Annotated in this window: 10 protein-coding genes and 1 pseudogene; 5 read left to right on the top strand and 6 right to left on the bottom strand. The window is 35.3% G+C overall.

The annotated features are described in order from the left end of the window. Nucleotides 1-100: 100 nt before the first annotated feature. Together CAO17_RS13615 and CAO17_RS13610 are read right to left on the bottom strand one after the other, a co-directional pair. Nucleotides 101-654, bottom strand: a pseudogene (locus CAO17_RS13615) (glycerate kinase). Nucleotides 655-903: 249 nt separating this feature from the next. Continuing rightward, nucleotides 904-1098 carry a YbxH family protein gene (locus CAO17_RS13610; RefSeq protein ID WP_085993231.1) on the bottom strand — a complete coding sequence of 65 codons (195 nt, stop codon included), beginning with the start codon at nucleotides 1096-1098 and terminating at the stop codon, nucleotides 904-906. A gap of 201 nt (nucleotides 1099-1299) precedes the next feature. Between CAO17_RS13610 and CAO17_RS13605 the strand changes: the two genes are divergently transcribed. Next, complete coding sequence (locus tag CAO17_RS13605; protein ID WP_245831848.1) at nucleotides 1300-2478, top strand: CapA family protein; 1179 nt, start codon at nucleotides 1300-1302, stop codon at nucleotides 2476-2478. 174 nt (nucleotides 2479-2652) lie between these two features. Here the strand turns inward: CAO17_RS13605 and alr are convergent, their stop codons facing one another. From alr to CAO17_RS13590, 3 genes are all read right to left on the bottom strand, one after another. Beyond that, the gene (gene alr, locus CAO17_RS13600) at nucleotides 2653-3831 is read right to left on the bottom strand and encodes an alanine racemase (RefSeq protein ID WP_085993230.1); all 1179 of its coding nucleotides are present in this window, start codon (nucleotides 3829-3831) and stop codon (nucleotides 2653-2655) included. 124 nt (nucleotides 3832-3955) lie between these two features. Then, the gene (ald, locus tag CAO17_RS13595; protein ID WP_085993229.1) at nucleotides 3956-5068 is read right to left on the bottom strand and encodes an alanine dehydrogenase; all 1113 of its coding nucleotides are present in this window, start codon (nucleotides 5066-5068) and stop codon (nucleotides 3956-3958) included. 112 nt (nucleotides 5069-5180) lie between these two features. Next, nucleotides 5181-6434 (bottom strand): PucR family transcriptional regulator, encoded by a 1254-nt coding sequence (locus CAO17_RS13590; protein WP_085993228.1) that lies wholly within the window; start codon nucleotides 6432-6434, stop codon nucleotides 5181-5183. 174 nt (nucleotides 6435-6608) lie between these two features. Between CAO17_RS13590 and CAO17_RS13585 the strand changes: the two genes are divergently transcribed. Together CAO17_RS13585 and CAO17_RS13580 are read left to right on the top strand one after the other, a co-directional pair. After that, complete coding sequence (locus CAO17_RS13585; RefSeq protein ID WP_085993227.1) at nucleotides 6609-7691, top strand: YkvI family membrane protein; 1083 nt, start codon at nucleotides 6609-6611, stop codon at nucleotides 7689-7691. Between the two features lie 226 nt (nucleotides 7692-7917). Continuing rightward, nucleotides 7918-9000 carry a YkvI family membrane protein gene (locus CAO17_RS13580; protein WP_085993226.1) on the top strand — a complete coding sequence of 361 codons (1083 nt, stop codon included), beginning with the start codon at nucleotides 7918-7920 and terminating at the stop codon, nucleotides 8998-9000. A 248-nt stretch (nucleotides 9001-9248) separates the two neighbouring features. On the opposite strand, the gene CAO17_RS13575 is transcribed toward CAO17_RS13580, so the two are convergent. Beyond that, nucleotides 9249-10292, bottom strand: a complete 1044-nt coding sequence (locus CAO17_RS13575; protein ID WP_085993225.1) for a lactonase family protein — start codon at nucleotides 10290-10292, stop codon at nucleotides 9249-9251. Nucleotides 10293-10452: 160 nt separating this feature from the next. Between CAO17_RS13575 and CAO17_RS13570 the strand changes: the two genes are divergently transcribed. Further along, on the top strand, nucleotides 10453-12036 hold the full coding sequence (locus tag CAO17_RS13570) for an ATP-binding protein (RefSeq protein WP_085993224.1): 1584 nt from the start codon (nucleotides 10453-10455) through the stop codon (nucleotides 12034-12036). Nucleotides 12037-12070: 34 nt separating this feature from the next. Next, nucleotides 12071-12760 (top strand): response regulator, encoded by a 690-nt coding sequence (locus tag CAO17_RS13565; protein ID WP_085993223.1) that lies wholly within the window; start codon nucleotides 12071-12073, stop codon nucleotides 12758-12760. The last annotated feature ends 85 nt before the right edge of the window (nucleotides 12761-12845 follow it).

Here is a 12845-nt window from a genome sequence, read left to right as displayed (position 1 = left end):
ATTTCATATAAAAAAAAGCAGGCCTTTATTCAATGGGAGGTCTGCTTTTCTTATATAATAGTATAATTTCAATGGACAAAAAACGACAATGCCGGTACTTTTATGACTGGTTGAGAAGATTTAAGATGTTTTTAGTTTGCTGGAATAGAAGTGGCTCCGCTTGTTTCATACATTCTTCCATTGATAATGGACGGTTAATGATAGAAAAGCAACCTGTAAATTTCTCAAAAAGTGGATCGATGTTTTCTGAAAGCCCGCCTGAAATAAGAATAGCAGGAACACGATGCTTTTTAGCTAAGCCAGAGATATAGCCTGGTGCTTTTCCATATAAGGTTTGTTCGTCATTCTGGCCTTCACCAGTCAAGACAAGATTGCCCCTTTCATAGCTTCTTCCATGTTAGAGGCTTTTGCAATTAACTCGGCTCCTGATAGAAGTTTGGTACCGAATAGGAGAAATGCAAATCCAAGTCCACCTGCTGCTCCAGCTCCTGGTACAGAGTGAAATGGCTTTTCAGAAAATGACTTTATAGATGGACGAGTTGTTTGATAATCCTTTTCTATGATTCGTGCAAATTTATCCATTGCTTGATCAAACAGCCTTACTTGTTTCATAGTTGCCCCTTTTTGTGGTCCATATACTGCACTGGCTCCCACTTCTCCGGTTAATGGGTTATCAACATCACAAGCAACCTGAATAGAAACATGGGCTATTCTGATACAATTTTCATAACAATCCCCCTTTCATACTAGACAACAAAGTATTATCTAGTATTTTACTTGAAAACAGTATATTTTCTCAAGCTAACACTTCTCGAATGGTTGAGGAAGGGAAAGGGATGGAAGTGGTAAATCTATCCCTTTTATAAGTTGTTTTTAAGATAAAGCTAGTTGAACTCATATCGTTTATAGAATTCCATGTTGTTCACAGTATTCATCAACCAATTTTTCAATTTGAGGTAGTTCTGGAAACTTCCCATTAAATGAAAAAGTAACTTCATCTATAAACTCACCATTATTATAAACATGTATTGCACCATTTTGTTCAATCACACTAAACTCTGGCTCAAAACGGTAACCTCCACGTTCAATTGCACCCAAATACGACAGCTCCTTCTGTAAGAATGTCTGATACATCCATATTGTTACCTTATTTTAAAATTACTAAGCAGAATTTCTGACACTTCTTTAGAACTTGTCGAGATTTGTTGGGAAGTTGTTGCTGACATGGCATAGTTAGTTTTGGTATAATTCTGATAAATTAAAATTTAACTAGGGATAGATTTCAAATTATACTTATTCATGGAGTTGGTTAAATTGGCCATTCAAACTCTTCCGTTTATTTTATGTTTTTCATTTATTCTTTCTCAGCAGCCTATCGAGCATCCATACCTAAATTCTGCACAACCCTTTTTTGTACCGGCTATCTTGGAAGAAGACAGTGTTATGCGTTCTGAATTTCCACGCTATATTCTTGAAATGATAGATTATGAAAAGTCTTTAACTATTAGTGCTGCAGGGGATGTAACGATTGGTAGTGATGATAGTTTTGGCTATCATGGGACATTCCATCATGAGGTAGAGGAACAAGGACTTGAGCATTTCGGAAAGAATGTAAAATCCATTTTTGAAGAAGATGATTTAACGATTGTTAACCTAGAGACGACGTTAACAAATAGTAAAGAAAAAGCAGATAAGCTATTTCGTTTCAGTGGAAAGCCCTCCTATACAGAAGTATTAAACCTATCAAGTATAGAGGCTGTCAACTTAGCTAACAATCATACATTTGATTTTTTGCAAAGAGGATATGAGGATACAATCGAAAATTTGAATAAGCATCATATATCTTCTTTTGGTTATGACCGATTATTTTTAGAAGAAGTGAATGGAATTAAAGTTGGAGCGATTGGATATAAAGGTTGGAGCGATACTGCTGAGGTTCGAGAAGGTATAAAAAGAGATATAGAGAAATTAAGAGATAATGGCGCGCAAATTATAATCGCTAATTTTCATTGGGGTGATGAGCGCCATTATCATCCTAATGCAGTGCAACAGTCGTTAGGAAGGTATGCGATTGATGTAGGAGCAGACTTAGTACTTGGGCATCATCCCCATGTCGTACAGGGGATAGAGGAGTATAAAGATAAGTTTATTGTTTATAGCCTAGGAAATTTTATGTTTGGTGGGAATAGAAATCCGGATGATAAAGATACATTTATTTTCCAGCAGACGTTTCATTTTACATTCAATGAACTTAATAATAAACAAGATATTAAAATAATACCAACTAGAATTTCTTCTCTTGATAATAGGAATAACTATCAGCCGACTCCTTTGGAAGGAGAGGAAGCTACACGTGTGTTGGACAAAATTTTAAGCTTAAGTAACAAGATTACAGATAATGAATTTGCTACCGATACATATCATTTAGAAGAGAATATAGCGGTCTTTTCCAACGTTGTTTCTTCTAAACCATGGTAATTATAATGTGTAAAAGACGAAATCAATCATAAGATTTCGTCTTTTATTAAGGCTGTTTGCTTTAAAGTAGATATGGTACGTTATTAACGCTCAGGAATTATATATTTCAAGTGGAAGTAAAAGAACAAAATATACAAAAAGAGCCAGTATCGTTATCTTAAATATATGATACTATTAAATGCTAAGCACGAGGGAATCCGGGTTATTTTTCTCCTTATTGCTCGTAGTCTTTACGTATTTTCTTGGCACACGTTTTCCTATTAAGCAGGCTGTCTCATAATGGATAGTATTCATTTGTTCAGCAACCTCACCTAAGGAGATAAAGCCATCTCCCGGATCTCCAAAAATGGTTATTTCATCTTTGACTCCAACATGTTCCATATCTGACACATCAATCATTGCTTGATCCATACATATTCGACCAATAATGGGGGCTCTTCTTCCTTTCACGGTCACATGACCTTGATTGGATAAGGAACGGGAAAAACCATCCGCATAACCGATTGGAATAGTAGCGATTTTACTTTTTTGTTTCGTTGTGAATGTACGTCCATAACTGATTGTATTGTTTGCTTCAAGTTGTTTGATATATACGGCCTTGGTTTTTAAACTCATTGCTTGTTTGAGACTGATAATTTCGCGAAGATGGTCTCCTGGGTACAGACCATATAAACTCACTCCAACACGTACCATGTCTAAGTGCATGTTGGGATAGGCAATTGTTCCTGCGCTATTACAGCAGTGTTTGATTGGAATTTTAACTTCATGCTGTTCCAGATAATCAATCATTTCTATAAAACTTGCAAATTGCTTTTCGGTATATGTTGAATCTGTATTATCAGCATCAGCAAAATGGGTAAATGCCCCTTCTAACATTACATAGTTTGATGAAAGAAGATTAACCATTTTGAAAGCTTCTTCTTGACTAGATATACCAATCCGATTCATTCCTGTTTCCATTTTTAAATGGACATGTGCAAGCTTTTTTTGTGCTTCCGCAACGCTTTTAATTTTTTTAGCTACATCTTCTGTAAACACTGTTAAGGTAATGTTCTGTTCAATTGCGATGGACACACCTTCTGTTGATGTGTACCCAAGTACTAATATTGGAAGCTCAATTCCAGCTTTACGAAGTTGAAGAGCTTCATCTAAAATAGCTACAGCTAAGTAATCAGCACCTGCTTTTATTGCTTCTTTAGCTACTTCGATAGCACCGTGTCCGTAGCCATCAGCTTTAACGACAGCCATTAGTTTTGTATCTCTACCAATATGATGATTGAAAGCCTTTACATTATAATGAATAGCATCCAATGAAACTTCTACCCATGTATCACGATAACTATTTCGTTCCATAGTAATCCCCCCTGTGATGACTGAAATATAGCTGATTCTTGATAAAAATACCCTTCCATAATATAAGGGGAAGGGTATTTTTACGAAAATACGTTTTTAATTCTTGCTTAGAAAATTTTAAAGTTTATAGTGCTTTCTCAACGGACACATAGTCATATCCAAGATCTTTGGCAACTGCTTCATAAGTTACTTTACCATTTGTTACGTTAACACCAGAAGCAACTGCTGGGTTATCTTGAACTGCTTTTGCAACCCCTTTTGAAGCAATTTGTGCAGCATATGGTACTGTTACATTTGTTAGTCCAACTGTTGCTGTACGTGGAACCGCCCCAGGAATGTTAGCAACTGCATAATGTAGTACATCGTGTTTAACATAGATTGGGTCATCGTGTGTAGTTGGGTGATCTACTGTTTCAAAGTTTCCACCTTGGTCGATTGCAACGTCTACGATAACAGAACCTGGTTGCATAGATTTAACCATTTCTTCTGAAACGAGTTTAGGCGCTTTGCGACCTGGAATTAAAACAGATCCAATTACTAGGTCAGATTCTTTAACAGCTTCTGCGATATTGAATGGGTTAGACATAAGTGTTTGTACACTAGAACCAAAGATGTCCTCTAACTCACGTAAGCGTGCAGGGTTTAAGTCAATAATATTCACTTTTGCACCAAAGCCTAGAGCGATTTTAGCGGCATTAAATCCTACGACACCGCCGCCGATAACTGTTACTGTACCGCGACCTACCCCTGGGATACCGCCTAGAACAATACCTTTTCCACCTTTAGATTTTTCAAGGTATTGTGCCCCAAGTTGTGTAGCCATACGACCAGCAACTTCACTCATTGGAGTTAATAGTGGTAGTGTACGGTTTACTGTGATTGTTTCATAAGCGATAGCAGTTACTTCATTTTCTACTAGTGCTTTTGCTAATTCTGGTTCTGCAGCTAAATGTAGATATGTGAATAAGATTAATCCTTTACGGAAATATTTGTACTCGGAAGGAAGTGGTTCTTTAACCTTCATAATCATATCTGCTTGTTCCCAAACACTTGAAGCGTTTTCAATTACTTCCGCACCAGCATCTTTATATTCCTGATTTGTAAAGCTACTTCCTAATCCAGCATCTTTCTCGATAATAACTTTTTGTCCTGCGTTTATTAAATTGACTACCCCAGCAGGTGTCATTGCAACACGGTTTTCATTATTTTTAATTTCTTTAGGTACTCCTATAATCATCTTTTATCTCTCCTTGCTATCAAGTTTACATTTCTATCGTACCCTATTTATTATCATAATTCCTTATTTAAAAAAATAAAAGTAAAATGATTGATTTGTGTTTTTACACAAATCATCCTTTGGAAATCTTCTCCATTAGTAAATGGAGATAAATTACTGTCTTTTGATTAGGGTCTTTTAAATTAAGCTTGGCAACTTCTTTGATACGCTTTAATCGATAATTCATTGTATTTGGGTGAATAAATAACGCTTGGGCTGCTTGGTAAACATTACAATCCTCCTTTAAATAAACCTCTAAGGTGGGCAAAAGGGAAGTACGGTGTTTTTGGTCATACGTGCGAATCTTTTCTATATATTTATTAAAATATTGCCCTTTTTGTATGTCGTGCAGTTCTTCAATAAATTGATATATTCCTAAATCTTCATATATATATATGTTCTCCAATTCATCTGTAAAAATTTCTTTAAGCTTCAACATTTTTTGGGCTTGCTTGTATGACTCATGAATATGTTGCGCCTTTTCATATAGAAGGCCTGATACACCAGTAATGGAAAGTATGTTCAGTTGTCCAGTGATTTTATCTACAAATTGTTTTATAAAATTAGTTAATGACTCGCTAGTGTCTTCTTCTTTTCTTAGTCGAACAAGTGTGATAAATTCATTTTCATCAAATAAACGGGCCTCTACTTTTACTTTGACTTGGGTTTCGGAAAGATAGTAAGCATGTTTTTCCACTTGCTCGGTAACATCATTAGGAAACTGAAAGATGACTATTCCTATTTTTCCCTCCAAGTTCATATTATATTGGTTGGCTAGGTAAGAAATTTTCCTTGTGTCTTGAATATCTCCCGTTAATAGTTGCCATAAGAAATCCTTATACCCTTCCTCTGATTTTCTTTTCCCTTGACGACGTTTAAGTAGGAAGTGTTTCATTTCTACGGCTGCTTCTTTTAGTAGCTGCAAATTCTCTTCATTTAACGTCTTATTTGCGGTATGGGCCCATATGAATCCCAGTATTTCGTTTCTTTTTCGAATGGAGATAGCGACACGGTTACCAAGGCCGATATGCTTTATTTCTGGAATAATGACTGGTTCGTCACGATCAATCAATTTTGGCATAATCCCTTTTTTCCAAAGCCCATTAATAACTTTATCGGGGACTTTTCGATTCATAATGGTGCTTATTCTGGCTTCATCAATATTTTCACTATGTTTACTATAAGCAATAATATGATGATTAGAATCCTCTATTGTTATCGGACAGTCAAAAATTTCAGCGATTTGGTCTGCTAGTTCATCTGGTGAATCAACTCCCTTTATTAGCTTTGTTATGGATTGTTCCGAACCATTTCTATTATTATTCATATAAATTAATTTCCTCCCGATTAGTTGGATTTAGTCTATGTCAAGGGTTTTTATTTAAAAACGACATTTTTTGTACAAATACACAAATATTCTATATTCTATTTTAGTATATACACAAATAGATTTCATCTATTTTCATGATATAATAATACTTACAATAAAGGGGGACAATACATGAAGGATATTCTAAGAATTGGAAGCGCTTTTATGGGTGTTATTGTTGGTGCTGGTTTTGCATCAGGGCAGGAAGTTTTACAATATTTTACAAGTTTCGGGTTATTGGGTACTATTGGTGCGATTATATCAACCGCGTTATTTGCTTATGTTGGAATGGCGCTTGTCTGGTTAGGTAGTCGTGAACGAACCAATTCACATAAAGATGTTATATATAAAGCTAGTGGTAATCGATATATAGGTATGGCTATTGATTATATAATTATTTTTACGTTATTTGGTGTTGGCGTCGTAATGGTTGCAGGTGCTGGATCTAACCTTAATCAACAATTTGGCGTTCCTCACGTTGTTGGAACAGTAATTATGACTCTATTAATTATCGTTGTGGGGATGTTTAATGTTGATCGTGTTGTATCCGTTATTGGAAGTATTACACCGTTTCTTGTTTTATTCGTTGTTATTATATCTGTTTTTAGTTTTCTTACAATGGATGGTTCTTTTGCATCGCTTAATGCAACAGCAAAAGAAACCCCAACTACTTTACCAAACTGGTTTATTTCAGGAATTAACTATGTTTCCTTTAACACAGCTGTAGGGGCTGCTATGGCCATTGTTATGGGAGGAGCTGAAACTAATAGGAAAACAGCTGCATTAGGTGGATTAGCTGGGGGTCTCGGTATTGGAATATTAATTTTACTAAGTCACCTTGCAATTTTTGCAAAAATTGAGGCAGTTGGGGCAATGGAAATGCCAATGCTCGGTATTGTAAACGAGATTTCACCTATTTTAGGTGTGGTTATGTCCGTTGTATTATTTGGTATGATTTTCAATACGGGAATTAGTATGTTCTATTCATTTGCCGCACGATTTACGGAAATAGGTACAAAGAAATTTAGGAACTTTTTCTTGATTACGATGGCAGTAGGATTTATTCTAAGCTTTGTAGGATTCACTGACCTTGTTGCTTATTTCTATCCACTAATAGGTTATCTAGGTCTTGTGTTAATAGCAGTCTTATTAATTGCCCCAATTCGTTTGAGGAAAAAAGATAGGGAACAGATAGAAGAACGTGAAAGTGCATAATATAAAAAAGCGATGTACATACAAGTGCATCGCTTTTTTTATATGTTAAACTTCATCTTTTTGATGACGGTTATTTCCCGAATTCTAGTATTTCGCCTTTGTATTAATACCTGCTTCCTCTATGTTTTTGCCATATCATCCCATATTATTTTACTATTTGGTATATACACAAAAGTAGTAATTCATGATATAATTGTAATTGTTCGGCAGATAGGGAGGGTAATAGATGAAGAATATTCTAAGAATTGGAAGCGCTTTTATAGGTGTTATTGTTGGTGCCGGATTTGCCTCAGGACAGGAGGTTTTACAATATTTTACAAGTTTCGGACTGATGGGTATTTTGGGAGCGTTTATATCGACAGCTTTATTTGCGTATGTTGGGATGGTGCTTGTCTGGTTAGGTAGTCGTGAACAAACTAATTCACATAAAGAAGTTATTTATCAAGCTAGTGGTAATCGATTTATTGGAAGAATAATCGATTATATAATTATTTTTACGTTATTTGGTGTTGGAGTTGTAATGGTTGCAGGTGCAGGTTCTAACCTTCATCAGCAATTTGGTGTTCCTCATGTAGTTGGAACAGCCATAATGACACTATTTATTATCTTTATTGGTATGTTAAATGTAGATCGTGTCGTATCCGTTATTGGCGGTATTACACCATTTCTTATCTTATTTGTTATTATTATATCTATTTTTAGTTTTCTAACGGTGGATAGTTCTTTTGCTTTGCTGGATGAAGTTGCAAAAGAAACTCCAACTACATTACCTAACTGGTTCATTTCGGGGATTAACTATGTTTCCTTTAATACAGCGCTAGGGGCATCCATGGCCATTGTTATGGGTGGAACAGAAAAGAATAGAAAAAATGCTGCATTAGGCGGATTAGTTGGTGGTCTTGGTCTTGGGGTATTAATTTTATTAAGTCACCTAGCTATTTTTGCAAAGATTGAGGAAGTAGGGGCAATGGAAATGCCTATGCTAGGTATTGTTAATGAAATGTCTCCTGTATTGGGTGTGCTTATGTCGATTGTATTATTTGCTATGATTTTTAATACGGGAATTAGTATGTTCTACGCCTTTGCCGCTCGATTTGCAGATATTGGTACGAAAAAATTTAAAAACTTTTTTCTTATCGCCGTGATTACAGGGTTTGCGGCAAGCTTTGTAGGATTCACTGATCTTGTTGCATACTTTTATCCACTAATTGGCTATCTTGGACTTGTCCTTATAGCAGTTCTAATTATTGCTCCTTTTCGTACAAGGAATAGAGACAATGGGCAATTGGAAAAAAGGAAAAGTGCGTAATTATATAAGCGATGTACGATTGGGTTACATTTCATACATTTTTTTAGTGATGGACTAAAGATGAGCGTCAGGTTCGAATAAGTGCCTAGCTATTTTCTAAAAACATCTATCATATGATATTTCGATGCATAGGACAAAAAGCTGCTAAATTCTTGCTATAGAAAATGCAAGGTTTAGCAGCTTTTAGTTACATTTTAAGAGAACTTCCCATTAAGGTTCGCTGAAGAAAATAGATTGTGACAGGCACCTTATAGGAATTTAATGCAAACTGGTTCGGGTGCATAAATATCTTTTTGTATTAGTGTTAGTTTTCCTGTTTCAGTGTCTCGTGAGAATAGGGTTAGGTTATCTGATTCTTGGTTTGATGCAATAATATAGTTTTCAGATGGGTCTAATGTAAAGTCCCTTGGCCAATTTCCTTCTGTAGGTGTAATTTCCACTAAGTTTAGGTTATTTGACTGTTCATCTACTTGAAAAACAGCAATACTATTATGTCCACGATTTCCCGCATAGACAAACTTTCCATCTGATGAAATATGGATGGCACTCCCTTGGTTATTTTCTGTAAAGTCTTCAGGAACAGTCTTTACTTTTTGAAGGATGGAGAATTTTCCGTTCGTACTATTATAACTTAATACAAATACTTCACCACTAAATTCTGTAACTAAGTAAGCAATGTCTTTACGCTTTGGATGGAATGTCAGGTGTCTTGGGCCACTACCAGCGGGAACTTCTAATCGATGTATTTCAGTTAACTTGCCATCCTCATTAACTGCGTAAGTTACTAGAATATCGCTGCCTAAATCGATAGCGGCCAAATATTTTTCGTCAGGTGTCATGCCGGCAAAATGGACATGAGCTTTCTCCTGTCTTGGGTCTGGACCACTTCCAGTATGTTGAATGGTTGATGAGGCTGGGCTTATTGTTCCGTCCGAATTTAACAGATAGGAATCAACTGTTCCCTTATGATAGTTCGTACTGAATAAATAGTGATGCTTTTTATCCGTATTCACATGGCAAGGGTTTGGTCCTGAAACTAATTGTTGGTTTAGAAAGGTTAACTTTCCGTTTTCTTGATTAATAGAGTAGGCAGCAACCCCGCCATTATCATTTTCTTTTGCTACAGAATATAGGAATTTCTTATCGCTTGTTATATTTAAATAAGTAGGACTACCAATTTTCGCGGCAACATTTACATTGACAATTTGTTTTTTGTCGGTATCTAATTCAAACGAATAAATTCCTTGACTTTCTCTTTTCGTATATGTACCAATGTACCCCTTATATCTCATTATTTACCATACTCCTTTCAAAATAATACTCTATTTTCTAGTATACCGTTTATCATTGATTCCTGTCACTTTCTGAATCATGTCGAAAAGTGTTATACTATAATAACTAAATTTTTAATTTAACTGAAGTCGGATAATTCCTATTTTTCTGGAGGATAACATGAGGTATCTTACGAATGTTCGTTTACATGTTAAAGTTTTAGGTTTGATTATTTTTCTGATTTTGCTAATTGTAACTTTGTTAACGATTACATATATCACGATGGAATACTGGGAAGAAATAAATGATGCAGAAAATAGTGCGCTCCAAGCAGCTAGAACGTTATCCTATATGCCCAATATACAAGAAGCGGCTTCCTCTGGTATAGATAATGAGGAAAAGCATATCTTTAATCAAGTAACGGGAGAGACTGGTGCAACTGGTGTACTACTAGAAAATACGAATGAACTTGTGTATTCCAATATTGATGATTATATATCAAATGAATTGATGGAGAAAAGACTTTCTTATCAGGCGCTAGTTTTCGGTAGTGCATATGTGAAAACGGTACGTATCAAAAATGAAGATTACTTACTAGGAATAGCACCTATTTCTGTGCAGTATGAATCCTATAGGAAAATAGAAGGTGCTGTGGCAGTTGTATTTGAAGTAGATGAAATTGTAAAAAGGACAATTTCCGATATAGAAACTATTATAATTGTATCCATCGGTGTATTGCTTATTGGGATACTAGGTGGAGTAATGCTTACCAGGAGTATTCGAAAAGATACATTGGGGTTAGAGCCTTTCGAAATAACTTCTCTATATAAAAAGAAAAATGCAATCCTACAATCTATTAAGGAGGGTATTATTGCAGTAGATTCAACCGGACATATTACGATGATAAACAGTTCTGCTAAACAGATACTTGGTATAAAAGGGAAAGAAAAAGGTGCACCTTTAAGGGAATTGTTTAATACCACTAAAATTACTGATATCATTTTGTCCCCTAATCAAATGAATGATGTAGAAATTCAATATAATGGAAAAACTATTATTGTTAATACGATGCCTGTTCTAGATGGAAAAAATCGAATAGGTAAGGTTGCTAGTTTCCGAGATAAGACGGAGGTTAAAAATATGATTAATACTATCTCTGAAGTAAAACAATACTCGGAAGAATTACGAGCGCAGACACATGAATTTACTAATAAATTATATGTGTTGTTGGGTCTACTACAACTTGGTAAACATAAAGATGCTATGGATTTTATTCAGGAAATTACCAAAATACAAGAAATAAATTCCGATATAATTTTTAATCACATTCAAGATGAGAAAGTTCAGGCTATTTTATTAGGAAAACTGGCAAAGGCCTCTGAGAATAAGTTGGACTTTATCATTGATTCTAATTCATCATTAGAGAAGCTACCAAGTAAGTTTGAGCTAGTTCCATTGCTCATTATTATTAGTAATTTAATAGATAATGCCTTTGAAGCAGTTTCTGATTCTGTGGAAGGAAAAGTAACATTCTTTACCACTGATATTGGAAATGACATTATACTTGAAGTTTCCGATAATGGACAAGGAATTAAGGAAGAGTTTTTGCCAGATTTATTTGAAAAAGGTTCTTCCGAGAAGGGGGGAAATAGAGGGTATGGTTTAGCAAATGTGAAGTATGAACTGGATCAACTTGGAGGATTCATTGAATTTGATACATCTAAGAAGGGAACGCGATTTACTGTTTTCCTACCAAAGAATTGAATCTAGCAAACTTCTTTTAAGGAGATGAAAATCAATGATTAGAGTTGCTATAGCTGAAGATGATTTCCGGGTTGCAAAAATACATGAAGCATACATAGAAAAGATAGAAGGAATGTGTGTTATTGGGAGTGCAATAAATGCGGTTGAAACACTTGATTTATTAAATAAACAATCAGTTGATTTATTATTATTGGATATTTATATGCCGGATAGGTTAGGTACGGAATTATTGTGGGAAATAAGGGAATACCATCCGGGGTTAGATATTATTATGATTACGGCATCTACGGATAAGGAATTTTTAGAAAAGTCGCTAGGATATGGCGTTTTTCATTATCTAATAAAACCAGTTGATTTACAAAAATTCAATCAAACAATGGATCAATATAAAAAGAAGAAACAGTTGTTTCAGGAAGCAAAAGAGGTTAATCAAAACCTATTAGAGTCCATTTTTGGGATGAATCAAACGAAGATTTCTCAGGGAAACCTCCCATCAGGGATAGATTCTGTCACTTTGCGTAAGGTAATGGATTTATTACAATCTTTTCCAAATGGGATGACCTCTGAAAAAGTAGGAGAAAAAATGGGGGCCTCCCGAACAACAGCAAGACGTTATCTAGAATACCTTGTTGGGACAGGTTATCTAAAAGCAGAAAGCGTCTATGGAATTGTCGGTCGACCGGAACGAAGATATTATTTACAAGAGCGAAAAACAAATATATAGGGGAGAGTAGGGGCTATACACATCTGTATATCCCTTTTTCTTTTGGTACGAGATAGATGATTACATAAAGTGAATATTCAATCAG

It is taken from the genome of Oceanobacillus senegalensis (assembly GCF_900176885.1).
Lineage (GTDB): Bacteria > Bacillota > Bacilli > Bacillales > Amphibacillaceae > Oceanobacillus > Oceanobacillus senegalensis.
The sequence above is the reverse complement of the archived record's forward strand: the minus strand, read 5'-3'. Positions and strand labels throughout refer to the sequence as shown.

Coding starts and splice junctions, on each gene's coding strand:
- CAO17_RS13580 (WP_085993226.1), top strand. CDS start 7,918: ATGAAGAATATTCTAAGAATTGGAAGCGCTTTTATAGGTGTTATTGTT.
- alr (WP_085993230.1), bottom strand. CDS start 3,831: ATGGAACGAAATAGTTATCGTGATACATGGGTAGAAGTTTCATTGGAT.
- CAO17_RS13565 (WP_085993223.1), top strand. CDS start 12,071: ATGATTAGAGTTGCTATAGCTGAAGATGATTTCCGGGTTGCAAAAATA.
- CAO17_RS13585 (WP_085993227.1), top strand. CDS start 6,609: ATGAAGGATATTCTAAGAATTGGAAGCGCTTTTATGGGTGTTATTGTT.
- ald (WP_085993229.1), bottom strand. CDS start 5,068: ATGATTATAGGAGTACCTAAAGAAATTAAAAATAATGAAAACCGTGTT.
- CAO17_RS13590 (WP_085993228.1), bottom strand. CDS start 6,434: ATGAATAATAATAGAAATGGTTCGGAACAATCCATAACAAAGCTAATA.
- CAO17_RS13570 (WP_085993224.1), top strand. CDS start 10,453: ATGAGGTATCTTACGAATGTTCGTTTACATGTTAAAGTTTTAGGTTTG.
- CAO17_RS13575 (WP_085993225.1), bottom strand. CDS start 10,292: ATGAGATATAAGGGGTACATTGGTACATATACGAAAAGAGAAAGTCAA.
- CAO17_RS13605 (WP_245831848.1), top strand. CDS start 1,300: ATGGAGTTGGTTAAATTGGCCATTCAAACTCTTCCGTTTATTTTATGT.